This window comes from Streptomyces longisporus, from assembly GCF_039532765.1.
Classification (GTDB): Bacteria; Actinomycetota; Actinomycetes; order Streptomycetales; family Streptomycetaceae; genus Streptomyces; species Streptomyces longisporus.
Genome location: NZ_BAAASG010000011.1, coordinates 649922 through 675935 on the forward strand (window position 1 = coordinate 649922; position 26014 = coordinate 675935).

17 protein-coding genes and 1 pseudogene are annotated in these 26014 nt (G+C 72.0%); 12 read left to right on the forward strand and 6 right to left on the reverse strand.

Going from position 1 to position 26014, the window contains the following annotated elements; all coding sequences use genetic code 11:
* Positions 1-43 precede the first annotated feature (43 nt).
* Entirely contained in the window at positions 44-1285 is a 1242-nt protein-coding gene (locus ABD355_RS25460) for a serine/threonine-protein kinase (protein ID WP_344402934.1), read from the reverse strand.
* Positions 1286-1398: 113 nt separating this feature from the next.
* A complete protein-coding gene (locus ABD355_RS25465; protein ID WP_344402935.1) occupies positions 1399-3039 on the reverse strand; it encodes a serine/threonine-protein kinase in 1641 nt (546 codons plus the stop codon).
* A 369-nt stretch (positions 3040-3408) separates the two neighbouring features.
* On the opposite strand from ABD355_RS25465, the gene ABD355_RS25470 reads away from it, so the two are divergent.
* From ABD355_RS25470 to ABD355_RS25500, 7 genes are all read left to right on the forward strand, one after another.
* A complete protein-coding gene (locus ABD355_RS25470; RefSeq protein WP_344403001.1) occupies positions 3409-6858 on the forward strand; it encodes an FHA domain-containing protein in 3450 nt (1149 codons plus the stop codon).
* Positions 6859-7098: 240 nt separating this feature from the next.
* A complete protein-coding gene (locus ABD355_RS25475; protein WP_344402936.1) occupies positions 7099-8481 on the forward strand; it encodes an ABC transporter substrate-binding protein in 1383 nt (460 codons plus the stop codon).
* A 10-nt stretch (positions 8482-8491) separates the two neighbouring features.
* Positions 8492-9844, forward strand: a complete 1353-nt coding sequence (locus ABD355_RS25480) for a carbohydrate ABC transporter permease (RefSeq protein ID WP_344402937.1) — start codon at positions 8492-8494, stop codon at positions 9842-9844.
* Positions 9841-10722, forward strand: coding sequence for a carbohydrate ABC transporter permease (locus ABD355_RS25485; protein WP_344402938.1), 882 nt, complete (start codon positions 9841-9843; stop codon positions 10720-10722). Before ABD355_RS25480 ends, ABD355_RS25485 begins: the two co-directional genes overlap by 4 nt.
* Positions 10723-10880: 158 nt before the next feature.
* On the forward strand, positions 10881-13088 hold the full coding sequence (locus tag ABD355_RS25490; RefSeq protein ID WP_344402940.1) for a bifunctional glycosyltransferase/CDP-glycerol:glycerophosphate glycerophosphotransferase: 2208 nt from the start codon (positions 10881-10883) through the stop codon (positions 13086-13088).
* A 150-nt stretch (positions 13089-13238) separates the two neighbouring features.
* Positions 13239-15437, forward strand: a complete 2199-nt coding sequence (locus tag ABD355_RS25495; RefSeq protein WP_344402941.1) for a bifunctional glycosyltransferase/CDP-glycerol:glycerophosphate glycerophosphotransferase — start codon at positions 13239-13241, stop codon at positions 15435-15437.
* 5 nt (positions 15438-15442) lie between these two features.
* Complete coding sequence (locus ABD355_RS25500; protein ID WP_344402942.1) at positions 15443-17674, forward strand: bifunctional glycosyltransferase/CDP-glycerol:glycerophosphate glycerophosphotransferase; 2232 nt, start codon at positions 15443-15445, stop codon at positions 17672-17674.
* A gap of 12 nt (positions 17675-17686) precedes the next feature.
* Here ABD355_RS25500 and ABD355_RS25505 read toward each other — a convergent pair whose 3' ends face one another.
* Positions 17687-18100 (reverse strand): organic hydroperoxide resistance protein, encoded by a 414-nt coding sequence (locus tag ABD355_RS25505; RefSeq protein WP_344402943.1) that lies wholly within the window; start codon positions 18098-18100, stop codon positions 17687-17689.
* 123 nt (positions 18101-18223) lie between these two features.
* On the opposite strand from ABD355_RS25505, the gene ABD355_RS25510 reads away from it, so the two are divergent.
* Positions 18224-18715 (forward strand): MarR family winged helix-turn-helix transcriptional regulator, encoded by a 492-nt coding sequence (locus ABD355_RS25510; protein ID WP_344402944.1) that lies wholly within the window; start codon positions 18224-18226, stop codon positions 18713-18715.
* Positions 18716-19641: 926 nt separating this feature from the next.
* On the opposite strand, the pseudogene ABD355_RS44885 reads toward ABD355_RS25510, so the two are convergent.
* A pseudogene (locus tag ABD355_RS44885) lies at positions 19642-20121 on the reverse strand (glycosyltransferase family 39 protein); the annotation flags it as partial.
* Positions 20122-20333: 212 nt separating this feature from the next.
* On the opposite strand from ABD355_RS44885, the gene ABD355_RS25520 reads away from it, so the two are divergent.
* Both ABD355_RS25520 and galE read left to right on the forward strand, forming a co-directional pair.
* The gene (locus tag ABD355_RS25520) at positions 20334-21617 is read left to right on the forward strand and encodes a glycosyltransferase 87 family protein (RefSeq protein WP_344402945.1); all 1284 of its coding nucleotides are present in this window, start codon (positions 20334-20336) and stop codon (positions 21615-21617) included.
* Between the two features lie 78 nt (positions 21618-21695).
* On the forward strand, positions 21696-22676 hold the full coding sequence (galE, locus tag ABD355_RS25525) for a UDP-glucose 4-epimerase GalE (RefSeq protein ID WP_344402947.1): 981 nt from the start codon (positions 21696-21698) through the stop codon (positions 22674-22676).
* A 41-nt stretch (positions 22677-22717) separates the two neighbouring features.
* Here the strand turns inward: galE and ABD355_RS25530 are convergent, their stop codons facing one another.
* Both ABD355_RS25530 and ABD355_RS25535 read right to left on the reverse strand, forming a co-directional pair.
* Positions 22718-23362, reverse strand: a complete 645-nt coding sequence (locus ABD355_RS25530) for a response regulator (RefSeq protein ID WP_344402948.1) — start codon at positions 23360-23362, stop codon at positions 22718-22720.
* Between the two features lie 49 nt (positions 23363-23411).
* Positions 23412-24038, reverse strand: coding sequence for a TetR/AcrR family transcriptional regulator (locus ABD355_RS25535; RefSeq protein ID WP_344402949.1), 627 nt, complete (start codon positions 24036-24038; stop codon positions 23412-23414).
* Positions 24039-24282: 244 nt separating this feature from the next.
* Here ABD355_RS25535 and ABD355_RS25540 point away from each other — a divergent pair, with 244 nt between their 5' ends.
* A complete protein-coding gene (locus tag ABD355_RS25540; RefSeq protein ID WP_344402950.1) occupies positions 24283-25200 on the forward strand; it encodes an ABC transporter permease in 918 nt (305 codons plus the stop codon).
* The gene (locus ABD355_RS25545) at positions 25193-25999 is read left to right on the forward strand and encodes an ABC transporter ATP-binding protein (RefSeq protein ID WP_344402951.1); all 807 of its coding nucleotides are present in this window, start codon (positions 25193-25195) and stop codon (positions 25997-25999) included. The genes ABD355_RS25540 and ABD355_RS25545 overlap by 8 nt, the downstream gene beginning before the upstream one ends.
* The last annotated feature ends 15 nt before the right edge of the window (positions 26000-26014 follow it).

The window sequence follows — 26014 nt, forward strand, 5'->3', positions numbered from 1 at the left end:
AGCACCGCGGCACCCTCAAGCGCGGGCAAGCGAACCACCCTGGTCACGGCGACGCCGGCGCCGAGTGCTTGGAGTCCTGTGGAGTCGCCCCCGCGTCGTCTCCCGACGTCGCCAGCCATGTCCCCACCCCGGCCGCCGCCACCAGCAGCGCCGCGGCCGCCCCCAGCACCATCCGGCGCCTGCGCGTCACGGCGCGGTGCCGTGCGGAACCCGGCCGCGGCGCGCCCGCCGGCCGAGGTACCCGGGCCGTTCCGCGGGCGCCGCCGGCCAGCTCGTCCGGGGCCGGGACCCTCATCGACGTATGGGTGTCCCGGTTGGAGTCGGCCGGCTTCGCGCCGGGTACCAGGGGGACCGCGCCGCGCCGTACCCGTTCGCGGGCCGGGGTGACCGCCTCCCCGGCCGCCGGCTCCGGCTCGTCCGCCGGCTCCGTGTCCGGCTCGTCCACGTCCAGCGGCGGCATGCCCGCGACCAGCGGCAGCAGTTCCCGCAGCCGGGCGCCCAGTTCCGAGGCGCGCAGCCGGGAGGCCGGTGCCTTGGCCAGGCACTGCACGAGGAGCTGCCAGAGCTCGTCCGGGATCCCGGGGAGCGGGACCACGGTCTCCGTGACATGGCGGCGCAGTACGGCGCCGGGATGGCCGCCGCCGAACGGGGTGAAGCCCGCCAGCAGCTCGTAGAGGACGGTCGCGAGGGCGTAGATGTCGACGGCCGCGCGTGGCGGCAGGCCCTCCACGATCTCCGGGGCCAGATAGTCCGGGGTACCGATGATCTTCGTCGCGCGGGTGCGGCGCGGGGAGTCGATCAGCTTCGCGACGCCGAAGTCGGTCAGGAGGGCGGGATGGGAGCCGCCGGGGCCCAGCGGGCCCTGCATGTCGAGGAGGACGTTCTCCGGCTTGACGTCGCGGTGCACGACGCCCGCCGCGTGCGCGGCGGCGAGGCCGTCCGCGACGTCGGCCACGATCGCCACCGCCGCCGCGGGCGCGAGCCGGCGTTCGCGGTCGAGGCGGGTGCGCAGGTCGGTGCCGCGTACCAGGTCCATGACCAGCGCGAGGTCGTTGCCGTCCACCACCAGGTCGCGCACGGAGACGACGTTCGGGTGGTCGAGACCGAGCAGCGCCGTGCGCTCCTGCACGAAGCGGCCGACGAGTTCCTGGTCGGACGCGAGATCCTCACGCAGCAGCTTGATGGCGACGGGTCCCTCGGGCCCCTCGCCCAGCCACACCGTGCCGGCGCTGCCCCGCCCCAGGATCTGGTTCGCGGTGTACCGGCTGCCGATCTTCCGTGCCAAGACTGCTCCTACGGGACGCGTTGTGTCGCTAAAGCTACGCGTCCGAGGAGCCAACCTTCACCGCAGAGACGGAAATCACCCGCCAGGTGTCGACAAATCACCAAGCTCGCTGCTCACTTGCCGCCTTTGTTGCCGACGAGGTCGCCCAGTTTTCCGATCCAGCCGCTCACGGTGCTGAACATGTCGGACAGCTGCTGCCAGTAGCTCTTGGTCGTGCCGATCCACTCCTGGAGCGGGCTCAGCTCCCAGACCAGCCAGCCCGCGACGAACAGGATGACGATCGTGAACAGGCAGCCCTTCAGACAGCCCAGCCCGGGAATCTTCATCCGGTTGGGGCTGGGCTCTCGCGACCGGCGCGGCTCACGCGCGGGCCGCTGCGGCTCCTGCGGAGGCGCGTACCGCTGGGGCTGCTGGTGCTGCGGTGGGGCGTACTGCTGTGGCTGTTGCTGCTGCGGATAGCCGTACCCCTGCTGCGGCCGCTGCTGACGGGGTCGCTGCTGCTGCGGGCGGGCGGCCTGTCGCTGGGGGCGGCGGCGCAGCGGGTCCTCGTCGGGGTCGAGGTACTGGACCTGCGTCTGCTCGTTGCGGTCGCGGGCGGCGCGCAGCTGGTTCTGCCAGGGGTGCGGCTGCTCGGGCTGCTGCCCGGGCTGACCCTGGGGCATCGGCGGCATGACGGCGGTCGGGTCCGCGGCCCCGGTGTTCGGGAGTACGGCGGTGGGGTCGGCGGCGCCCGGTGCGCCGCCGGTGTGGGGCAGGAAGCTGGTCGCCGCGTTCGGGTCGTACGAGCCCGCTCCGTGCTGCAGGACCTGCGTGGGGTCGGCCGAGCCGGGGACGGCGGCCGGCATCGGGTCGGGGGCCAGCAGGGCGCCGACGGCCTCCGCGGCGGCGATCTGCGCGGCGTTCGCGTGCACACCGACGCCCTCGGCCACGACGCGCAGGGCGCGCGCGAGGTTCTCGGCGCTGGGCCGTTCCTCCGGGTTCTTGCGCAGGCAGCGCTCTATGACCGTCCAGAGCGGGTCCGGAATCGTGGACGGGCGGCGCGGCTCGGCGCTCAGGTGCTGGTGCAGTACTTCGAGGGCCGAGCCGCCGCCGAACGGGGGACGGCCGGTGACCAGCTCGTACATCAGGATCCCGGCGCCGTAGATGTCGACGGCGGAGGTCTGCGGGCGGCCCTCGGCGGACTCCGGTGCGACGTACGCGGGCGTGCCGACGAACTCGTGGGTGCGGGTCAGGCCCGGGGAGTCGGCCAGGCGGGCGATGCCGAAGTCGGTGAGCATCGGGTGCATCTGGCCGCCGTCCTGCTTGAGCAGGACGTTGGCGGGCTTCAGATCGCGGTGCACGACGCCGTCGGCGTGGCTGGCGGCGAGCGCGTCGGCGATCTGGGCGGTGAGGAGGGATGCGGCCACCGGGCTGAAGGGGCCGTTCTCGCGCAGGTAGCGGTGCAGGTCGGGGCCCTCGACGAGGTCCATGACCAGCGCCAGCAGATCGCCCTCCACGACCAGGTCGCGGACCCGGACGATGTTCGGGTGGGTCAGGCGCAGCAGCACGGAGCGCTCTCTGAGGAAGCGCATCACGATGTCCGCGTCGCTGGCGAGCTCTTCCTTCAGGACCTTGATCGCGACGGTCTCGCCGGGCTGACCGGGCACGGCGGCCTCGGCCCCCGCGGTCTCTCGCTGGCGGGCCCGCCAGACGGTGCCCGTGGCGCCGCGCCCGAGCGGCTCCTCGAGCAGGTACTTGCTGCCTACCGGCCGCACGTCATGTGCTCCCTGCTGCTTGCTTACCGTTCCGACCCACTGTAGTGCCGCTGTGCGCGGCACCGACCTGTCGCCGTCCCAGCGTCTTACGTATGCCTCCCCGTGCATGTTCGAAGGAAAGACGCTCGACTCGGTCCGCCGGTTGCCCGAAGCAGACGTGACCGATCTCAAGCGATCGCCGACAGGTCACCTGTCAGGCACTTTTGCGGGCAGAGCCGACCAATCAAGATCACTTGCCCCCGAGCGGCGGGCGCGTTGTCAGTGGCAGGTGCGAGGATGCCTTGCGTAGCAGTACTGGCCGATGTGCTCGTGTGGGGTGGGGGTAGTCCGCGCCCGCGCAGACCCGCGCAGAAGGGACCGCTGACGGCGATGCAGATCCGGCTGACCGTCGTAGACCCCCTGGGCCCGCCCGACCGCGCGCGGGGCCGCACGGCGAGCTGTGACGTGCTGGTCACGGCGCCCGCCGGTACGGCCCTGGCCGCGGTGGCGTCGGCGCTGGCCTCGGCGGTCGCGGGCGACGCGAGCGCCTCGGCCTCCGGCGGCGCGGTGGTGCTGTACGCGGGCGCGGAGCGCCTGGACGACCGCCGCAGCACGCTCGGCGAGCCTCCGATGATCGACGGCGCGGTGCTCTCCCTGGGCGCCCCCGCCGAGCCGGAGCCGCACCCCGAGCTGGACGACGCCCCGACCCAGCTGCATGTCGTCGCAGGTCCGGATGCGGGCGGCGTGCATCTCCTGCACGGCGGCGAGATCCGTATCGGCCGCTCCGCCGACGCCGACGTCCCGCTCGACGACCCGGACGTCTCCCGCCTCCACTGTGCGGTCACGGTCGCCGCGGACGGCCAGGTCTCGGTCGCCGACCTCGACTCCACGAACGGCACGACCCTGGACGGCACCCGCCTGAGCACCCGCCCCGTGCGCTTCACCCCGGGCGCGCTGCTCCGTATCGGCGAATCGGCGCTGCGGGTTGCTCCGGCCGGGGGGCCGGGCGCGCGGGTGCCGACGGCGCCGGACGGCGAAGGGCACGTCCGGGTGGTCTCCGGGGGTGAGCGGGAGCCGGCGGCCGCCGACGGGACATCGGCGGCCCCTGGGAGTGGCACCCCGGCGCCCGCAGCGACGCTGCACGCACGCGTGGCCGACGGCGGCGACCCCTCCGCCACACCCCCCTCCGCCCAGGGACACGGCAGCGCCGAGCCCCCGCTGGTGCCTGAGCAGGGCGGCGCACCGCGGATGGAGATGAGGGCCGCAGGACCGTCCGCGGCGGGCGGCGACACCCACGCGGGCCACTTCGGCGCGGTCGCATGGGACTCACCGCAGGACACGGACGCCCCCGAGACCGGCCGCCGCAAGGGAACCCCGCTCCGCGGGACGGACGTGCCCCCGGGCCTGCGCAGGCGCGGGGGGCTCTCCGCCTGGGCACGACGGCTGGCCGGCGGCCGCGGCGAACAGGCCATGGCCGAGCATGACGTGTACGACGAGGACGACGATCCGGACCCGACAGCAGGGCCCGCGCCCCGCACCGGCCCCCAGCTCCCGGAGACCTGGCCCGACCCGGCGGCGCTGCTGCTGACGGCGCTCGGCCCCGGCCCCCGGCTGTGGGAGCGCGGGCCGGGGCACCCCGAGGCGCTCACGGTGCGACTCGGTACGGCGGACCGGGCGGCGCCCGACGGCTCCGGGCTGCTGCCCGCGGTGCCGGTGACCGCGGATCTGCGCGAGGCCGGGGCGCTGGGCCTGGCCGGCCCCCGCACCCGGCTGTCCGGGCTGGCCCGCGCGGTGCTGGCCCAGCTGGCCGCGCTGCACTCGCCCGAAGCCCTGGAGATCGTCCTGATCGCCGCGGACCGCTCCCGCCCACTGGAGGAGCGCACCGCGGAATGGTCCTGGCTCGGCTGGCTCCCCCACCTGCGCCCCGGCCACGGCCAGGACTGCCGCCTGCTCCTCGCCTACGACCGCGAACAGGCCACGGCCCGCACCGACGAGCTGCTGCGGCGCCTGGAGGACCAGCAGACGGAGGCACGGCACGGAACTCGGTCGGCGCCCCCCACCTACGACGTCCGTTCCCAGGCCCGCAGGCCCTCCTGGGCCCGGACCGACGACGGCGCGGAGGAGCCGGACGGCTTCCCCGGGCCGTACACCGTGGTCGTCGTGGACGGCGACCCCGGAGGCGCCGCGGTGCGGGAGGCGGTGGCGCGGCTGGCGCTGGAGGGGCCGCGGGCCGGGATACATGTCGTCTGCCTCGCCGAGACGGTGTCGGCCTCGCCCGCGTCACCGGTGACGGAGACGTACGAGGCGGCGTGCGCGGTGGCACCGGCCTTCCGGGACTGCGGCGCGGTCGCGCTGCTGAGCGGGGACGTGGCGACGGCGCTGCGACTGATGCGAGTGGCGCGGACCGGTTCCGCAATCCCCGGGGGCGGGACCGGAGACCGCCCGCCGACGCAGGCGGCGGACCCGGCCGTCCGCGCGGATGCGGCGTCACCGGCCGACACCCACACCATGCCCAGGCCCGTGCCCGCGCCCATGACCACGGCCACCGCCCACCCGCACCCCGGCCCCATAGGCCCCGGCACCGTGGCCGCCGTGGACGCGGTCTCGCCCGCCTGGGCCGAGCGGTTCGCGCGGGCGCTGGCGCCGCTCAGGACGGATGGTTCGGGGACCGAGCGGCACGCACGCGTGTTCGTGCCGTTGCCCCAAGCGGCGCGGCTGCTGGACGAGTTGGGGCTTGCGAGGGCCACCCCGGCGTCACTGATGGCGCGTTGGGCGGACGCGGCGGACGACACGGACTCGCTCGGCGGCCGGGCCTGGGTCGTGCTCGGCGCCGGTCCGCGCGGCCCGGTCAGCGCGGACCTCGCCGCCGACGGCCCGCACCTGCTGATCGAGGGCCCCGCGGGCAGCGGTCGTACGGAGCTGCTGCGGGCCGTGGTCGCCTCGCTGGCCGCGGCCGAGCGCCCCGACCGGCTGGGCATCGTCCTGATGGACGGCCGGGACAGCGTGAGCGCCGGGGGTGCCACCGCCGGGGGCGGCGACGACCTGCGGGTCTGTACGGACGTCCCGCACGTCACGACCCACCTCACCGCCAACGACCCCGTCCGCATGCGGGAGTTCGCGCAGTCCCTGAGCGCCGAGCTGAAGCGCCGTGCCGAGCTGCTGGGCCGCTCCACCTTCGCCGAGTGGCACACGGGCCGGGAGCTGTCGGGCCGCATGGTGGCCCAGCGGGCGACCGGTACGACCGCGACCGGCGACCTGGACTCCCCGCCCAGCTCGACCATTCGGCTGCGCCCGGGGGCGGCGCGCCGCCAGACCGAAGCGGCACCGCCCCTCCCCCGGCTGGTGGTGGTCGTGGACGATCTGGACGCCCTGGTCTCCCCCGCACTCGGCTCACCGGGCCGCCCGGCCGCGGGTTCGGTCATGCGGGCGCTGGAGGCGGTGGCCCGCGAGGGCGAGCGACTCGGCGTCCACCTGGTGGCCGCAACCGCCCCCGGCGGCCGTACGGCGGACACGGAACCGGCCCGGAAGGCCACCCTCCGGGTGGCCCTCGACGCCCCGGGCACCGGCCCTGACGACCCGGCACCGGGCCGCGGCAGCCTGACCCGCCCCGACGGCCGGACCACCCCCTTCCAGGGCGGCCGCGTCACGGGCCGCATCCCCCGCACGGCCACCCTCCGCCCCACGGTCGTCCCCCTGGACTGGCAGCGCATGGGCGACCCCCCGACCCGCAGACCCGTACGAGAACTCGGCAACGGCCCGACGGACCTGGCCCTCCTGGCCAGCGCCCTGGAACGGGCGGCACGCGAGGTCTCGGCGACTGAAGTGCCGTCACTGCTTTAGCTCCGTGGGTGAATCCAGCCCGTCCGGCGTTTGAGGACGAGGCCGTTCAGGCCGAAGCGGGGGTCTGGGGGCGGCAGCCCCCAGTGGGCGGTCACACCACCGCCGGACGCCTGGTCACGAGGCGGTCACGATCCCCCGGTTGACAGCGGACGCACACTTGCCGACCCCATCCCGCGGGCGTAGACCAGATCACACGGGACAGCGCTCGACGTTCGACGAAGAACGGAGAACGGGGCAGTGATGCGCAGCACGAGCAGCAAGAACCGGACACGCAGGGCCGCCAAATCCGCGGCCGCCCTCCTGGCGGCGGCACTCGCGCTGGCACTCACGGGCTGCGGCGGGGGCGGGGGCGGCGACAAGAGCAACAACGGCGGTGGCAGCTCGGGAAGCTCCGGCTCCGTCAAGCTGCCCAAGCTGAACGGCCAGACGCTGGAGGTGGCAGCCGTCTGGACCGGGGCCGAGCAGGACAACTTCATGAAGGTCATGGACGAGTTCAAGAAGCGCACCGGTGCGAAGGTCAACTTCGTGCCGACGGGCAACAACACCTCCACCTTCCTCGGTACCAAGATCCAGGGCGGCCAGCCGCCGGACGTCGCGTTCCTGCCGCAGGTCGGCGTGTTGCACCAGTTCGCGGACAAGGGCTGGCTCAAACCGCTCGGCGCGGACGCCAAGGCCCAGCTGGACAAGAACTTCAGCAAGGGCTGGGTCGACCTCGGCGCCTGGAAGGGCAAGCAGTACGGCGTCTACGCCAAGGCCGCCAACAAGTCCCTGGTCTGGTACAACACCAAGGCCTTCGAGGCGGCGGGCATCACGCGGACGCCGAAGACCTGGAAGGACTTCCTCAGCACCGCGCAGACCCTGTCGGACGCCGGCTCGCCCGCCGTGTCGATCGGCGGCGCGGACGGCTGGACGCTCACCGACTGGTTCGAGAACGTCTATCTCTCCCAGGCGGGCCCCGAGAAGTACGACCAGCTGGCCGCGCACAAGATCAAGTGGACGGACCCGTCCGTCAAGGACGCGCTCACCACGCTCGCCCAGCTCTGGGGCAAGAACGACCTGATCGCGGGCGGCACCAAGGGCGCGCTGAACACGGAGTTCCCGAAGTCGGTCACGCAGACCTTCTCCGGCTCCACCCCGGCGGCGATGGTCTTCGAGGGCGACTTCGTGGCCGCGAACATCAACGGCGACACCAAGGCGAAGCTGGGCACGGACGCGAAGGTCTTCCCGTTCCCGGCGGTCGGCTCCCAGGCCCCCGTGGTCAGCGGCGGCGACGTGGCGGTGGCGCTGAAGGACAACAAGGGAGCCCAGGCGCTGCTGACGTTCCTGGCCTCCACCGACGCGGCGGAGATCTGGGCGGCGCAGGGCGGCATCCTCTCCCCGAACAAGGAGATGGACCAGTCCAAGTACAAGGACGCGATCACCGCCCAGATCGCCAAGCAACTCCTCGCGGCCGGTGACAACTTCCGCTTCGACATGTCCGACCAGGCTCCGGCCGCCTTCGGCGGCACGGCCGGCATCGGCGAGTGGAAGGACCTGCAGGACTTCCTGAGGAACCCGAAGGACGTCGCCGGCGCCCAGCAGAAGCTGGAGGCCGACGCGGCCAAGGCGTACGCGGCCGGCTGACGGCGCGGCCATGACGTCCGTAGCGAACTCGACGGGGGGCGCCGGCGCACTGCCGACGCCCTCCGTCTCGCCGCACAAGAGCGTCACGGGGACCCGGCTGTGGGTGGCGGTGCTGTTTCTGCTGCCCGCGTTCGTGCTCCTCGGGGCGCTCGTGGTCTACCCGATCGGGTACTCCGTCTGGCGCAGTCTCTACGACGCCGACGGCTCCGGTTTCGTCGGGCTGAAGAACTACGGCGACATCTTCAGCAACGACGCCACTCTGACCGCCGTACGCAACACCGCGATCTGGGTGGCGGTGGCGCCCGCGATCGTCACCGCACTGGGTCTGATCTTCGCCGTGATGACCGAACGGGTGCGCTGGGGAACGGCGTTCAAGCTGATCGTCTTCATGCCGATGGCGATCTCGATGCTCGCGGCCGGAATCATCTTCCGTCTCGTCTACGAGCAGGACCCCCATCTGGGCGCCGCCAACGCGGTCGCCAAGTCCATCCATGACACGTTCGTGTCGTCCTCGGTGTATCCGGGTGCGCGGCCGAACGAGACGGCGACCGATCTCAGGCCGTCCGGCGGCGGCTCGTTCACCACGACCGGCACCGTGAAGGCGGGCACACCGGCCCTGCTCCCGCTGGTCGGCATCGCGCCCAACAGGCTGCCCGGAACCCCCGAGAACGCGAGGACGGCGAGCGGCCCGGGTGTCACCGGCACCGTCTGGCTGGACTTCAAGCTCGGCGGCGGCGGTACGAAGGGCAAGGTCGACCCGGGTGAGAAGGCGCTGAAGGGCGTCAAGGTGGAGGCCGTGAAGGACGGCAAGGTGGTCGCCTCCGCCAAGAGCGGCACCGACGGCACCTTCACCCTGCCGGCCGCGGCCGACGGGGCCCGGCTCAGGCTCCCCGCCTCGAACTTCTCGGCTCCGTACAACGGCATCGACTGGCTCGGCCCGACGCTCGTCACCCCGGCCATCATCGGCGCGTACGTGTGGATGTGGGCCGGCTTCGCGATGGTGCTGATCGCGGCGGGCCTCGCGGGCGTGGACCGCAATCTGCTGGAGGCGGCCCGGGTGGACGGCGCAAACGAGTGGCAGGTCTTCAGAAGGGTCACGGTCCCGCTGCTCGCACCGGTCCTGGTGGTCGTCCTCATCACGCTGATGATCAACGTGATGAAGATCTTCGACCTGGTCTACATCATCGCCCCGCAACCCAGTCAGGACGACGCCAACGTCCTTGCCCTGCAGTTGTTCCTGTCGTCCTTCGGCGGCGGCGGCAACGAGGGCGTCGGCAGTGCGATCGGCGTCATCCTGCTGCTGCTCGTGCTGCCGGTGATGTTCGTGAACATCCGCCGGCTGAGGAAGGAGCGTCAGCGGTGACCGCCCTCGACACGACCGTGCGCGCCAAGCGCTCCCTCGCCACACGGGTGGCGAGCGGCGCGGCGGGCGGGGTGATGCGGATCTTCCTGATCCTGGTCGCCCTGTTCTGGCTGGTGCCCACCTTCGGCCTGCTGGTCTCGTCGTTCCGCGACCCGACCGACATCGCCACCTCGGGCTGGTGGAAGGTGTTCACCGCGCCGAGCCAACTGACCGCCAAGAGCTACCAGTCGCTCCTGGAGAAGGACGCGATCACCCACGCGCTGTTCAACACCGTCTGGATCACGGTGCCGGCCACGCTCCTCGTGGTGCTGCTCGGCGCGATGGCCGGATACGCCTTCGCCTGGATGGACTTCAAGGGCCGCGACTGGTGGTTCCTGGTCGTGGTGGCACTGCTGGTCGTGCCGGTCCAGGTGGCCCTGATCCCGCTCGCCGACCTCTTCGGCAGGATCGGGATCTTCGGTGACATCATCGGCGTGGTCCTCTTCCACGTCGGCTTCGGACTGCCGTTCGCGATCTTCCTGCTCAGGAACTTCTTCGCCGAGATCCCGCGGGAACTCCTGGAGGCGGCACGGCTGGACGGCGCGGGCGAGACCCGGCTGTTCCTCACCGTCGTCATGCCGCTGGGCGCGCCGGCGATCGCGTCGCTCGGCATCTTCCAGTTCCTGTGGGTGTGGAACGACATGCTGGTGGCGCTGGTGTTCTCGAACGCGGAGTCGCAGCCGCTGACGGTCGCCCTGCAGCAGCAGGTACGGCAGTTCGGCAACAACATCGACGTACTGGCGCCCGGCGCGTTCATCTCGATGGTGATCCCGCTGGTGGTGTTCTTCGCGTTCCAGCGGCAGTTCGTCTCGGGTGTCATGGCGGGCGCCGTCAAATAGTCCTGGGGAACAACGCGCCACAGGGGGTGGGACGTTACGGCCCCGCCCCCTTCCGTTCACCCGAGGTCCCCCGTATGCCGCAGCCGGCGTAACCAAGTCACTCCATCGGCCGTTCCCGGGCAAGGCCCCGTCGTCCGCGCCGACCCCATGGATGTGCCTTGCCCAGGTTCAGTGTCATCGTCCCCGCGTACAAGGTTCAGGCGTATCTGCACGAATGCCTGGAATCGGTGCTGTCGCAGTCGTATCCCGATCTCGAACTGATCGCCGTCGACGACTGCTCCCCGGACGCGAGCGGCGCGATCATCGACGAGTTCGCGGCCCGCGATCCGCGCGTGCAGCCCCTGCACCTGACCGAGAACCAGGGCCTTGGCCGCGCCCGCAACGCGGGCCTCGCGCGGGCGAGCGGCGACTACCTGGTCTTCCTGGACGGCGACGACACCCTCACCCCGCACGCCCTGCGCGCCATCGCCGACCGCCTCAAGGAGACGGGCGAGCCGGACCTCGTCGTCTACGACTACGCGCGCACCTACTGGTCGGGCGAGACCGTCCGCAACGTCGTCGCCGACCAGCTCACCGAGCAGGGCACGGCGCCCTTCCGCCTGGAGGACCGCCCGGGCCTGCTGAAGCTGCTGATGGTGGCCTGGAACAAGGCGTACCGGCGGGAGTTCGTCGAACGCGAGGGCTTCACCTTCCCGCCCGGCTACTACGAGGACACCCCGTGGACGTTCCCCGTGCTGATGGCCGCGGAGTCCATCACGACCCTCGACCGGGTGTGCGTGCACTACCGGCAGCGCCGCCAGGGCAGCATCCTCTCCACCACCAGCCGTAAGCACTTCGACCTCTTCGAACAGTACGAGCGGGTCTTCGCGTTCCTCGACGCGCACCCCCAACTCGCCCGCTGGCGGCCGGTGTTGTTCCGCCGCATGGTCGACCACGTGACGAAGGTGTTCGCCCGCCGCGACCGGCTGCCGCGCGGCTCGCGCGCCGAGTTCCTGCGCAAGGCCCGCGCCCACTACCGCCGTTACCGCGTTCCCGGCCCGCCCCTCCCGCTGGGCTCCCGCCTGCGCCACACCCTGATCCGCTGGGGCCTGCACCGCACCTACCGCTCGCTGCAGCTGGCGGCGGCCCTGCACCGCAGGACGGTCAAGCTCTCCGTCAAACTCCTGCGCACCGCGAGAGCGACGGCGCTGCGTCTGCACTACCACATCCAGCTGCGGCTGCCGCTGCGCGCCGACCGCGCCGCCTTCACCGCGTACGACGGCCACGAGCACGGCTGCAACCCGGGCGCCCTGGAGGAGGCCTTCCGCACCTTCGCGCCGCACATCCGCACGACCTGGCTCCCCCGCCCCGACACGGCCGCCTACTGGACGACCCTGGCCCGCTCCAAGTACCTCGTCAGCGACACCGGCTTCGAGCCCCGCCTGGTCAAGCGCCCCCATCAGGTCCTGGTGCAGACCCTGGAGGGCACCCCGCTTGGGCACGCGGGCCTCGACCTCCAGGAACGCCCGGCCGCGGCGCGCGGCCTGGACTTCGAAGGGCTCCTCGACGACGTCGACAAATGGGACTACGTCCTGTCGGCGAACCGCCACTCCACCCTCACCTGGGAGCGGGTCTACCCCGGCAGCTACACCACGCTCGAATACGGCTCCCCGCGCAGCGACGTGTTCCAGAAGGCCACGTCGAACGACGTCACCCGCCTGCGTGAGTCCCTCGGCATCCCCGAGGACAGCGTCGCGGTCCTGTACGCCCCCGCCCGCCGCGACCACTGCCGCACCCAGCGCTCCCCCCTGGACCTGGAACGCCTGCTGCGCCGTCTCGGCCCCCGCTACGTCGTCCTCGCCCGCACCCACGGCCCCGTACCGAAGAGCGCCCGGATCATCGACGTGACCGGCCACCCCGGCGTCGAGCCCCTCTGCCTGGCCTCGGACGTCCTGCTCACCGACTACTCGTCCCTGATGTTCGACTACGCAGGCCTGGACCGCCCGATCGTGCTCCACTCGGCCGACGACGACCGGGCGGCGTACGAGGCGGCCCGAGGCACCTACTTCGACGTGCGGGCCTTCCCGCCGGGCGCGGTCGCCCGCAGCGAGGACGAGCTGATCGACATCTTCGCCACCGGCCACTGGCGCGGCTCCCGCTCCACGCAGCTGCGGACCGCGTTCCGCGAGCGCTTCTGCCCGTACGACGACGGACGCGCCGCCGAGCGCGTCGTACGCCGTGTCGTCCTGGGCGAAACCGACCTGCCGCCGGTGACTCCGCTCGCCGAGCGCCACCCCGTGCCCTCCGCGGCCGCGGCCCTCGCACGCTCCCCGCAGGCGACCGTGCCGCAACCCGGCGGCCCGCTGACCGTCACCGACAGCCTCTGAACGCCGTTCTCACTCCGGGGAGTTCGCATGCCCTCCAGCCCGTCGCGGCCCACACCGAGCCGGCCGTCCACCTGGCGTCCCACAGGGCGGCCGGGACGCCTCGGCTGAGACGTACCGGGTCCCCGCACGAAACTCGACAGAAAGAGCAGCATGCCCCGCTTCAGCATCATCGTCCCGTCCCATGGGGTGGCAGGCCGGCTGTCCCAGGCGCTGGACTCCGTGCTCGCGCAGTCCTTCGGCGACTTCGAGCTGATCCCGGTCTGCGACGGCCCCGGCACGCCCGCGGCGGACGTCGTCGACGGATACGCCGAGCGGGACTCCCGGGTGACCACGGTGCACTCGCCGCCCACGGCCGGTCTGTCCGGGGCGCGCAACACCGGGATGCGGGCGGCGACCGGCACCTATCTGCTGTTCCTCGACTGCGACGACACCCTCGTCCCCGGGGCACTGGCGGCGCTGGACGCCCGCCTGGCCGAGACGGGTGACGTGGACGTCCTGTACGTCGAGCACGAGCGGGTGCCCTGGTGGGAGGGCGAGCCGACCAATCCGGCCGCGCTGCTCCTGCCGAAGACACCGGCCGGCGCCTTCTCCCCCGACCAGGTGCCCGAGCTGACGGGCGTGCAGCTGCCGGCGTGGAGCGCCGCCTACCGCAGGGCCTTCCTGGTCGAGCAGTGCATCGGCTTCCCCGACGGCCACTTCACCGATGTGGGCTTCGGCGGGCTGGTCACGCTGGCCGCCGAGAAGGCCGCGGTGCTGCGCCAGGTCGTCGTACGGCATCTGGTGCGCAGACAGGGCAGCCGGCTCGCCCTCCCCGGCGAGCACCACCTCGAACTCCTCGCCCAGACCGACCTGGTCCTCACCCGCGCCGCCGAACTGGACCTGCCCTGCGACCGGTTGAACGCGCTGTTCGAACAGCTCTTCGCGGCCGTGCTGAAGACCGCCGCCCACCCCAGGCGGCTGTCCGGCAGGCGCCGCGCCTTCTTCCGGCTGGCGAGCACGCTGTACCGGCGGCACCGCCCCGTCGGCCACCGGACCCCGCCCGGCAGCCTGGGCCTGCAGCACCGGCTGCTGGCGGCCGGGGCGTACACGGCGTTCCGGGCCCTGCGGGAGGCCAACCAGGCAGCGGTGAAGGCGGCCGAGCGGCTGCCGCGCCCCCACATGGTCCGCACCCGCCTGCGGTACGCGCGCAATCGGCGCCGCCCGCTGGACCCCAATCTCGTCGTCTACTGCGCCTATTGGGGCCGCGGTTATGCCTGCAACCCGGCCGCGATCCACGCCAAGGCCCTCGAACTGGCCCCGCATCTGCGTTCGGTGTTCCTGGTCGAACCGGACCAGGAGCACACCATGCCGGAGGGCATCGAGTACGCGGTCATCGGCAGCACCAAGTACTGGGACGTGCTCGCCGCCGCCAAGTACCTCGTCAACAACGCCAACTTCGCGGACGCCGTCGTCAAGCGCCCCGGCAGCGTCCACCTGTCGACGCAGCACGGCACCCCGCTGAAGAAGATGGGCGTCGATCAGGCGACCTATCCCGTGGTGGCCGCGGCGACCGGCAGCTTCACCAAGCTGCTGGCCCGTATCGACCGCTGGGACTACAACCTCACCTCCAACCGTCACTCCACCGAGATGTGGGAGCGGGCCTTCCCCGCCGCGCACGAGACGCTGGAGTACGGCTATCCGCGCAACGACGTGTACTACACGGCGACGGCGGACGACGTGGCCCGCATCCGGCGGGAGCTGGGAGTCCCCGAGGGCAAGACGGCCGTCCTGTACGCGCCCACGCACCGCGACTACCACACGGGCTTCGAGACGGGCCTGGACCTGGAGGCCTTCTGCGAGGAGGCCGGCGAGGACGTGGTCGTGCTGCTGCGCGCCCACTACTTCTACGACCGGGGCACGGCGCGGAGCACCGGCCGGATCATCGACGTGACCGCGCACCGCTCCTCCGAGGACGTGTGTCTGGCCGCGGACGCGCTGATCACCGACTACTCGTCGATCATGTTCGACTACGCCAACCTGGACCGGCCCGTCGTGGTGTACGCCGACGACTGGGACGTCTACCGGGAGACCCGGGGCGTCTACTTCGACCTGATGGAGCACCCACCGGGTCCGGTCGCCCGGACACCTCAGGAGCTGGCCCGGGTCTTCCGCGACGGCTCCTGGGCCGGAGAGGAGTCGACGGCGGCACGGGCCGCCTTCCGTGAGCGGTTCTGCCAGTTCGACGACGGACGCGCCGCCGAGCGGGTCGTACGCCGGGTGCTGCTGGGCGAACCGCCCGAGTCGATCCCGCCCGTGATCCCGCTCGCCGAGCGCACCCCGGCCCCGGTCCCCGCCCTTGTGAGGAACTGAAACCCGTGCCCCGCTTCAGCATCATCGTCCCCGTCTACAAGGTGCAGGGCTTCCTGCGCGAGTGCCTCGACTCGGTGCTCGGACAGTCGTACCCCGACTTCGAGCTGATCGCCGTCGACGACCGCTCGCCCGACGGCTGCGGCGCGATCCTCGACGAGTACGCGGCACACGACGAGCGGGTGCGCGTGCTGCACCTGCCCAAGAACGTCGGTCTCGGCCGGGCCCGCAACGCCGGGCTGGCCGAGGCGCGCGGCGACTACGTCCTCTTCCTCGACAGCGACGACCACTACACCCCGGGCCTGCTCGCCGCCGTCGCCGACCGGCTGAAGTCGGCCGCGGACCCGGACATCCTGGTCTTCGACCATGTACGCACCCACTGGTGGGGGCGGGGCGGCCCGAGCGACGCCTCCGCCCTGCTGGCCGCCGCCGGCCAGGACGTCTTCAGCCTCCGCGAGAGCCCCGAGTACGTCCAGCTGTTCCTGGTCGCCTGGAACAAGGCGTACCGGAGGGCCTTCTTCCAGGAACACGGGCTGCAGTACGCGTCCGGCCTGTACGAGGACGCGCCCGTCACCTACCGCTCGATGGTGCTGGCCGACCGCATCGCCTGCCTCAACCGGATCGGCGTCGAATACCGGCAGCGCCGGCAGGGCGCGATCACCAAGACGCCGGGGCGCAGGCACTTCGACATCTTTCCGCAGTACGAGGGCCTGTTCGCGTTCCTGGAGGAACGCGAGGACCTCGCCTGGGCGCGGCCCCTGCTCTTCGAACGGGCCCTGGACCACATGCTGTTCGTGCTCGCCCGCGAGGACCGGGTGACGGCGTCGGACCGCTCCGCCTTCTACCGCGAGATGCGCGCCTTCCACCGCCGTCACTGCCCCGAGGACTTCACCCCGCCGGACGGCCCGCGCGGCACCGAGATGCGGCTCCTGGCGGGCTCGCCCTATCTCTCGTACGCGGCGCTGTGCGGGGTCCGCGGGCTGCGCAGGATCGCCGGGGCGGGCAAGCGGCGGACGGTCGGCAAGGCATCGGCGGTGGCCCAACGCACCTGGTACGCAGCCCAGTCGAGGCTCCCCCTCGATCCGCGCCTGGCCGTCTACTCGGCCACCCACCATGCGGGCATGCACGGCGACCCGGCCGCGATCCACGCCAAGGCCCGCGAACTCGCCCCGCACATCCGCGGGGTGTGGGTGGTCCGGGAGGACGCGGTGGACTCGCTGCCGCCCGGCACCGACTATGTGACGCCGGGTTCGCGGGAGTACCACACGGTCATGGCGCGTGCCACGTACTGCGTGAACAACGTCAACTGGCCGGGCTCCCTGGTCAAACGCCCCGGTCAGATCCATGTGCACACCCACCAGGGCACACCGCTCAAGTACATGGGTGCCGACCTGCTGACCAAGCCCGGCGCCCGGCACGGCTTCAGTGTGCCGAAGATGCTGCACCGCGCCGACCGCTGGGATCTGAGCCTGGTCGCCAACCGGCACTCCGAGCTGGTGTGGGACCGGGCGTACCCCTGTCACTTCACCTCGCTGCGGACCGGCAGCCCGCGCAACGACGTGCTCGTCGAGCAGCCCGCGGAGCACGGTGCGGCCGTCCGTGCGCGGCTCGGGATCCCCGCGGGGAACACGGTCGTGCTGTATGCGCCGACCCGCCGCGACTACCGCCGGGGCGGGCATGTCGACCGGATCGACCTGGCGCGGTTCGCCGCGGACCTCGGCGCCGGGCACACCCTCGTCGTACGTCTGCACCCCACTCTCGCCACCGGCACGGCGCGTGGGCTCGGCCTCGCCGATCTGCACGCACGCGGCGTGCTCGTCGACGCGACGGACGAGCCGCACGTCGAGGATGTGATGCTCGCCTCCGACGTGCTGGTCACCGACTACTCGGCCCTGATGTTCGACTACGCCAACCTGGACCGGCCGATCGTGATCCACGCCGACGACTGGGGCGCGTACGCGGCCAGCCGGGGCGCCTACTTCGACATCACCGCCGAGGCGCCCGGCCATGTGTCGCGCTCCTACCGGGAGCTGGCCTGGCTGTTCGCCTCGGACACCTGGCGCGACGAGGAGTCCGCGGGGCTCAGGGCCGCCTTCCGGGAACGGTTCTGCGAGTTCGACGACGGGCGGGCCGCCGAGCGGGTCGTACGGACGGTGCTGCTCGGCGAGCAGATGCCGGCGCCGCAGACGGCCGCCGTGGTGCCCGCTCCTGCGGCGGAGCGGGCGCACTCGCTGAGCTGACGGTGACCGGTCTTACTCGATGACGAGGTCGACGTCGATGTTGCCGCGGGTCGCGTTGGAGTACGGGCACACCTGGTGGGCGGTCTCGACCAGCTTGCGGCCGGTCGCCTCGTCCACGGTGTCCGGCAGCTCGATGCGGAGGGTGACCTTGAGCCCGAAGCCCTCGCCCTGCTTGCCTATGCCCACCTCGGCGGTGACCGCGGCGTCGCTGACGTCGACCTTCGCCTGGCGGCCGACGAGGCCGAGGGCGCTGCCGAAGCAGGCCGCGTAACCGGCGGCGAACAGCTGCTCGGGGTTGGTGCCCTCGCCGTTGCCGCCGAACTCCACCGGCGGGGCCAGCTTGACGTCGACCTTGCCGTCGTTGGTGAAGGCCCGACCGTCACGGCCGTGGGTGGCGGTGGCGACAGCGGTGTAGAGCGCGTCCATGGATGACCATCCCTCTCGAAGTCGTGTTCCGGCGGCCCTTCTGGCGGCCGCCTCACGACCACAAGTAGAGCACACAATTCAATTGCGCACAACTAAATGGCTCGCAAGGGCTATCCTGGACGCATGACGACCGCGCCCGACACCCCGACCACCGACTGGCTCCGCCTCGACCAGCAGATCTGCTTCTCCCTGAACGCCGCCTCACGCGCCTTCGGCGGCATCTACCGGGTGATCCTCAAGGACCTCGGGCTCACCTATCCGCAGTACCTGGTGATGCTGCTGCTGTGGGAGCACGGCGAGCTGCCGGTCAAGAAGCTGGGCGAGCATCTGCGGCTCGACTCCGGCACCCTGTCCCCGCTGCTCAAGCGGCTGGAGACGGCCGGTCTGGTACGGCGTGAGCGCAGCGCCCGCGACGAGCGCTCGGTGGAGGTCCGGCTGACCGAGGAGGGTGCCGCCCTGCGCGATCAGGCGGTTCAGGTACCGCGCCGGATCGTCGCGGCGACGGGCTTCGACGTGGAGGAGATCCGGGAGCTGCGGTCCCGGCTCGACGAGCTCACCCGGGGACTGGACGCGGCCACGGCGGCGGAGGCGGAGGCAGCGGAGCGGCGGACGTAGAGGAGGAAGGTCACCCGGCCGCTGACGTATCTCTCGCGCGCGGTGAACTGCTCCTCCACGACGGCCAGTTTGACGCGCTCGGTCGGGTCGGCCGGCAGCGGCCCCGAGCTCAGCAGCCTCGACTGGGCGACGACCCAGACACGGTCCACGCCGGCCAGCTTGCGCCGCAGCTCCTGAGGTGTGGTCTCGATGCCGCTCAGCGTCCCGGACCGGGGCCCGGACTCCCGCAGCGCGATGTCCCGCGCCCGGCGGAACGCCTTGGGATAGGCCAGCGCGGTCAGCCTCCAGTTCGACGGCAGGAAGAGCACCGGATCACCGGGACGGATGTCCCGGGCGGCCCGGGCGGCGACGGCACCGAGGTTCTCGGGGCGGTGCGCCGGGGAGCGGTCCTGCCGGTAGAGGGGGAGGCACTGGACGAACGCGAGGGCGACGGCGAGGACACCGGTGAGAGTGCCGATCCGGCCGTAGGGCAGCCGGTGCCTGGTCCACCGACGGTCGTCGGAACCGGTGGGCACACGACCACCGCCCAGCCGCAGGCGCCCCACCACCCCGGCCACCCGCTCGGCGCCGGCCGCGGCCAGCAACGGCGCCCCCGCCAGCGCGTACAGCACATACCGCTCGTGGAACAGCGGCCGGATCTGCGATACGGCGATCAGAAGCGCCGGGGGCAGCACGAGCAGCGGAAGTGCCACCGCCGCAAGGCGGCCCGCCCCCAGCCCCAGCACCATCAGCGCGACGGCCACCCAGAACACCACCCCGTCCGGGGCGAAGGCGAAGTCCCGCACCAGCAGCCCCGCCTGGTCCCACCCGGGTGTCACCAGCCACCCCACCTGCCCCGCCTGCTCGTGCGACACCCACACCAGGGGCAGCAGAAGGACCCCCACCAGCCCCGCCGCCCGCCCCCAGCCCAGCCACACCCTCTTCGGCACCCGCATGAGCGCCAGCGTCAGGGCATGCGCGCACAGCACCAGGACGACCAGTTCGTGCAGCAGACAGGTCACGGCGAGGACACCGCCGTACCAGCGCCAACCGTGCCGCGAGGGCCCCTCCACCGCGCGCACCAGCAGCAGTGTCGCCGCCGCCGCGCCCGCCGCGACGAGTGCGTACGACCGCCCTTCCTGGGCGTAGTGGCCGGTCATCGGGGTGATCGCGTACAGCAGACCCGCCCACAGGCCGACCCGCGGACGGACCAGCCGTACACCGAGGGCCGCGACCAGGCCGGCGGCCGCGGCGGCCCCGAGCACGGACGGCAGCCGGAGGACGACCTCACCGGGGTGGACGGCGAGGACGATGTGCATGAACAGGTAGTAGAGGCCGTGCACGGCGTCCAGGCCGTGCAGCAGCTGCCAGATCTGCGGCACCGTGCGCCGCCCCACCAGGAAGGTGACGCTCTCGTCGCCCCACATGCCGCCGCGGTCCAGCCCCCACAGACCGATCACGAGTATGACGACGGCGGGAACCGCCACGGCCACGATCTCCGCACCCACCCACCGACGGTTCGCCCGCCCTGCGTCCTCGCTCAGCACACGGCTGATTTTCTCCCGTGGAAAGGCTCTTACCGAGCATTGACGGTGTATTAGCAGGCATACACCATACGCCCGGCTTACGATCCGCCGTGATGAACGCCGTGACGAAAGCCGTGATGTCCGCAGCCGGAAAGCGCCGGCTCCTCGCCCTCGCCACCGCCTGGCTCGCCACCCGGGCCCTGATGCTGTGGCTGCTCGCACACGACGCGGCGCCCCGGCTCGGCGGGGGCACGGTCGCGCGGGAGGTGTGGCACCTGTACCACGACTGGTACGGCACCCTCGCGCACGGCGCCTTCCCCGCGCACGACCCGCTGTGGCAGTACCCGCCGGGAGCCGGCGCGGTGCTGCTGTCGCCCGCGCTGCTGCCGGGCCTGACGTACTTCCAGGCGTTCGTGGTGCTCACCCTCGCCGCCGACGCGGCGATCGCGCTGGCGCTGGCCGTCGCGGGCAACCGCCCCGGCCGCAGGCTCCTCGGGGCGGCGATGTGGGTGGGCGGCCTTCCGCTGCTCCTGCACGTCCCGCTCGCCCGCTACGACGTGCAGGTCACGGCCCTCGCCGTCATCTCCCTGTTGACATTGCCGCGCTCCACGCGTGCGTGCGGGGTGTTCGCGGCGCTCGGCGCTCTGGTGAAGGTGTGGCCGGCGCTGGTGCTGCTGGGCACGCCGAGGGGGCGTACGACGCGTTCGGCGTGGGTGTGGGCCGCCGTCACCGGGGCGGGGTCGCTCGCGGTCCTCGCGGCGCTGTTCGCCAACCCCTTCGCCTTCCTGCGCCAGCAGGGCGGGCGGGGCGTGCAGATCGAGTCGCTCGGCGGTACGGCGCTCGCCTTCGCGACGCACGCAGGGTGGCCGGGGAAGGTGCGCTACCAGTACGGCGCCATGGAGTTCACCGGTCCGCACGTGCGGACCGTGGCACACCTCTCCCTCGCGCTCACGGCGGTGGCCTTCGCACTGCTGCTCCTGTGGCGGCTGCGGGCCCGGCGCTGGACGCCCGCGACGCCGTACGACGCCGCGCTGAGCGCCGTGCTGCTGTTCACCGTCACCAGCCGGGTGATCAGCCCGCAGTACATGATCTGGCTGCTGGGCCTGGCCGCAGTGTGCCTGACCTCGCGGCACACCGTGCAGCGCCCGGTGGCCGCTCTGGTGCTGGGCGCGACCGCGCTGAGCGCCGTCGCCTATCCGGCCCTGTACGGCCAGGTCATCGCCTGCACCTGGACGGGCTGCGCGCTGATGCTCGCCCGCAACGGGCTGCTCGCCGCGGCCGCCGTGCTGTCCCTGGTCCGGCTGTGGCGCTCCACCCGCCCGGCGCCCGCGACCACCGCGCCCACGCCGGGACCGGACCCGGTCACCCGCCGCCTCCCCCAGCACTCCGGCGCATAGCAAACGCTGACGGGACTCACCGCCTGCTTGACTGACACCGCACCACCACGGGGCAACTGACGAAGGGGACGGCCGCACATGACCTGGCTGATCACCGGCGGCGCCGGATACATCGGGGCGCACGTCGTCCGGGCGATGATCGAGGCGGGCGAGCGGACCGTGGTGTACGACGACCTGTCGACGGGCGTCGCCGAGCGGGTGCCGCGGGGTGTGCAGCTGGTGGTGGGATCGACGCTGGACGGCGAGCGGGTCGCGCGCGCCCTCACCGTCCACGACGTCAGCGGGGTCATCCACCTGGCGGCGAAGAAGCGGGTGGGCGAGTCGATGGACCTCCCGCTGCACTACTACCGGGAGAACGTCGAGGGCCTGCGCGTCCTCCTGGAGGCGGTGACGGCGGCCGGCGTCCCGTCCTTCGTGTTCTCGTCCTCCGCGGCGGTGTACGGCATGCCGGACGAGCCCCTGGTGACGGAGGAGACACCCTGTCTGCCCATGTCTCCGTACGGCGAGACGAAGCTGGTCGGCGAATGGCTGGTCCGCGCGACGGCTCGCGCGACGAGCCTCTCCACCGCCTCCCTGCGCTACTTCAACGTGGCGGGCGCCGCGACCCCCGAACTCGCGGACACGGGCGTCTCCAACCTGATCCCCATGGTCTTCGAGAGGCTCACGGACAACGCACCCCCGCGCATCTTCGGCGACGACTACGAAACCCCTGACGGAACCTGCGTCCGCGACTACATCCACGTCGTCGACCTGGCCGAAGCCCACGTGGCAGCCGCCCGCACGCTCCAGTCCTCACCGGGCCGCCACCTCACCCTCAACATCGGCCGCGGCGAGGGCGTCTCGGTCCGCGAAATGATCGACCACATCAACGCCATCACCGGCTACGACCGCCCCCCGACGACCACTCCCCGCCGCCCCGGCGACCCGGCGCGGGTAGTCGCCTCCGCAGACCGCGCCGCCACCGAACTCGCCTGGAAGGCCAAACACGACATCCAGGACATGATCACCTCGGCCTGGGAGGGCTGGGTACGGGTACATCCGGAGGCGGCGCGGCGCTGAACACCGCGCGCGGCGGTCTGCGCCGACTTACGGCGCCGCCACTACTGGTTGTTCAGGTACGTCAGTACGGCCAGTACCCGGCGGTGGCCGCTGTCGCTCGGGGGCAGGCCCAGTTTGAGGAAGACGTTGCCGATGTGCTTGTGGACCGCGCGTTCGGTGACGACGAGGGTCTTGGCGATGGTCCCGTTGTCGTGACCTTCGGCCATCAGCGCCAGCACCTCGCGCTCACGCGGCGTGAGCGAGTCGAGCGGCGAGCCCTTGCGGCGGGTGAGGAGTTCCGTGACGACCTCGGGGTCGAGCGCCGTACCGCCGGCGGCAACCCGTTCCAGCGCGTCGAGGAACTCGTCGACCCGGCCCACCCGGTCCTTGAGCAGATAGCCGAGCCCGCTCGCACCCCCGGTCAGCAGCTCGGCGGCGTACGACTCCTCGACGTACTGCGAGAGCACCAGCACCGGCAGCCCGGGGATCCGCGCACGCGCCTCGAGCGCCGCGCGCAGGCCCTCGTCACGGAAGCCGGGCGGCATGCGCACATCGAGCACGGCCGCGTCGGGACGGTGCTCCAGGAGCGCGGGCAGGACCTCGGGCCCGGTGCCGGCGACGGCCACGACCTCGTGCCCGGCGGAGGTCAGCAGCAGAACGAGGCCCTCCCGCAGCAAGGCGTTGTCCTCGGCGATCACGACTCTCACGGCAGTTCCGCCTCAACTCCGGTCACCGGCGGCCAGGGCCGCAGCATACTCACAGCGCCTTGAGTGCCTCCGCGGTGGCCCGCGCCAGCCCCGCCAGGTAGTCCTTGGGCAGCTTCGGGCTGCGGATCACCACCGAGCGCCAGTAGAGGGGCCCGGAGATCAGGTCGAGCGCGAGGTCCTCGTTCAGCCCCCCGCTGACCTCACCGCGCTGCGCCGCCGCCAAGATGATCTTGAGGGCCACGCTTTCCTGCCCCTCGCGCAGGGTCTTCTGCATGGCCTCGGCGATCTCCGGGTTGCGGGCCGCCTCGGCCTGCAGGTCCGGGATGATCTGCGAGGCCACCGGGTGTCTCAGGGCACGCGAGGTGACCTCGTACAGCAGCCGCAGATCGCCCTCCAGGGAGCCCGTGTCGGGCGTCGGCAGGCCCAGCACCGCGAGCGCCGAGACGACGTCGAGGACCAGGTGCAGCTTGGAGCGCCAGCGGCGGTAGACCGCGGTCTTGCCGACGCCCGCGCGGCGCGCGATCCCCTCGATGGACATCCGCGCATAGCCGACGGCCGCGAGCTCCTCGAAGACGGCCGCACGGATGGCTTCCGTCACGTCCTCCCGCAGTACGGCCGCCCCCGCGGGGGTCCGGCGGCGCGGACGCGTCTGGGGCTCCTCGGCGTTCGTCGTCATGCGGACCAGCATAGGGGCGTTGCGACGAAACGGTTGCGTCGTTACGGCCCGACCCGACGAACACGTTACGACGAAACGGTTGCGTTCCGACGTCGACGTGTCCTACGCTCGCGTTGCGACGATACGGTCTCGTCCCGACGTAAGAAAACGTGAAGAGAAACGTAAGGAAACGCCGGACACCGGACCGTCCCGCGGACGGACCGGACGACGCCAGCACCCCCTCCCCCGAGTGAAAGCAGCGGATGTGAGCCAGGTCCTCGACACACCGCCCCCGACGCCGGCCCCGGCCGACGACGACCTCGCGGCCCTCGCCGCCCGCCACGGCCTCTCGGTCAGCGGCGCCCGCCCCTCCCTGCCCGAGTACGTACGGCAGCTGTGGGCCAGGCGCCACTTCATCACGGCGTTCGCCACGGCCAAGCTCACCGCGCAGTACGCCCAGGCGAAGCTCGGCCAGGTCTGGCAGGTCATGACCCCGCTGCTGAACGCGGCGGTCTACTACTTCATCTTCGGCGTCCTGCTCGGCACCAAGCGGCACGTCCCGGACTACATCCCGTTCCTGGTCACGGGCGTGTTCATCTGGACGTTCACCCAGAGCTCGATCATGGCGGGCACCCGCGCGATCTCCGGCAACCTGGGCCTGGTCCGGGCGCTGCACTTCCCGCGGGCCGCGCTGCCGATCTCCTTCTGCCTCCAGCAGCTGCAGCAGCTGCTGTTCTCGATGGCCGCGCTGGTCGTCATCCTGCTCTGCTTCGGGGTGCCGCTCGCGTTCTCCTGGCTGCTGGCGTTCCCGGCGCTGGTCCTGCAGTTCACCTTCAACACCGGCGTCTCGCTGATCATGGCCCGGATGGGCGCCAAGACTCCGGACATCGCCCAGCTGATGCCTTTCGTCCTGCGCACCTGGATGTATGTGTCCGGCGTGATGTGGAGCATCGACAAGCTGGCCGGCAAGCACAGCGGCCTGCCGCACTGGGTGGAGCCGGTGCTCCAGGCCCAGCCGGCCGCGGTCTACATCGACCTGATGCGCTTCGCGCTGATCGACAGCTTCCACGCCAAGCAGCTGCCGCACCATGTGTGGCTGTACGCGGCCGGCTGGGCCCTGCTCGCCGGGGTCGGCGGCTTCATCTACTTCTGGAAGGCTGAGGAGACGTACGGCCGTGGCTGAGCACACCAACGAACGCATCCCCACCGTCGTCGTCGACGGCGTCGACATCGTCTACCGGGTCAACGGCACCGGTGCGGGCAAGGGCTCCGCCACCGCGGCGCTCAACCGCATGGTCCGCCGCAAGCAGACGGAGAAAGCGTCCGGCGTCCGCACGGTGCACGCCGTCAAGAACGTCTCCTTCGTCGCCTACAAGGGCGAGGCGGTCGGTCTGATCGGCACCAACGGCTCCGGCAAGTCGACCCTGCTGAAGGCGGTCGCGGGCCTGCTGCCGGTCGAGAACGGCCACATCTACACCGACGGCCAGCCCTCCCTCCTCGGCGTCAACGCGGCCCTGATGGGCGACCTGACCGGCGAGAAGAACGTCTACCTCGGCGGCCTCGCCATGGGCATGTCCCGCGAGGAGATCAGGGACCGCTACGAGGGCATCGTCGACTTCTCCGGCATCAACGAGAAGGGCGACTTCATCACCCTCCCCATGCGGACGTACTCCTCCGGCATGGGCGCCCGCCTGCGCTTCTCCATCGCCGCCGCCAAGGACCACGACGTGCTCCTCATCGACGAGGCGCTCGCCACCGGCGACCGGTCCTTCCAGAAGCGCTCCGAGGGACGCATCCGCGAACTGCGCGAGAAGGCCGGCACGGTGTTCCTGGTCAGCCACAACAACAAGTCCATCCGCGACACCTGCGAACGCGTGCTGTGGCTGGAGCGCGGCGAACTGCGCATGGACGGCCCGACCGAGGAGGTCATGGCGGCGTACGAGGAGTTCACCGGCGGCGCGGACAAGCCGAAGGCCGCCTGAACACCGCCACCGAAA

What these genes read in the sequence shown, in the direction of transcription:
- ABD355_RS25470 (WP_344403001.1), top strand. Translation starts at nt 3,409, where the DNA reads ATGCAGATCCGGCTGACCGTCGTAGACCCCCTGGGCCCGCCCGACCGC.
- ABD355_RS25475 (WP_344402936.1), top strand. Translation starts at nt 7,099, where the DNA reads ATGCGCAGCACGAGCAGCAAGAACCGGACACGCAGGGCCGCCAAATCC.
- ABD355_RS25480 (WP_344402937.1), top strand. Translation starts at nt 8,492, where the DNA reads ATGACGTCCGTAGCGAACTCGACGGGGGGCGCCGGCGCACTGCCGACG.
- ABD355_RS25495 (WP_344402941.1), top strand. Translation starts at nt 13,239, where the DNA reads ATGCCCCGCTTCAGCATCATCGTCCCGTCCCATGGGGTGGCAGGCCGG.
- ABD355_RS25505 (WP_344402943.1), bottom strand. Translation starts at nt 18,100, where the DNA reads ATGGACGCGCTCTACACCGCTGTCGCCACCGCCACCCACGGCCGTGAC.
- ABD355_RS25510 (WP_344402944.1), top strand. Translation starts at nt 18,224, where the DNA reads ATGACGACCGCGCCCGACACCCCGACCACCGACTGGCTCCGCCTCGAC.
- ABD355_RS25520 (WP_344402945.1), top strand. Translation starts at nt 20,334, where the DNA reads ATGAACGCCGTGACGAAAGCCGTGATGTCCGCAGCCGGAAAGCGCCGG.
- galE (WP_344402947.1), top strand. Translation starts at nt 21,696, where the DNA reads ATGACCTGGCTGATCACCGGCGGCGCCGGATACATCGGGGCGCACGTC.
- ABD355_RS25535 (WP_344402949.1), bottom strand. Translation starts at nt 24,038, where the DNA reads ATGACGACGAACGCCGAGGAGCCCCAGACGCGTCCGCGCCGCCGGACC.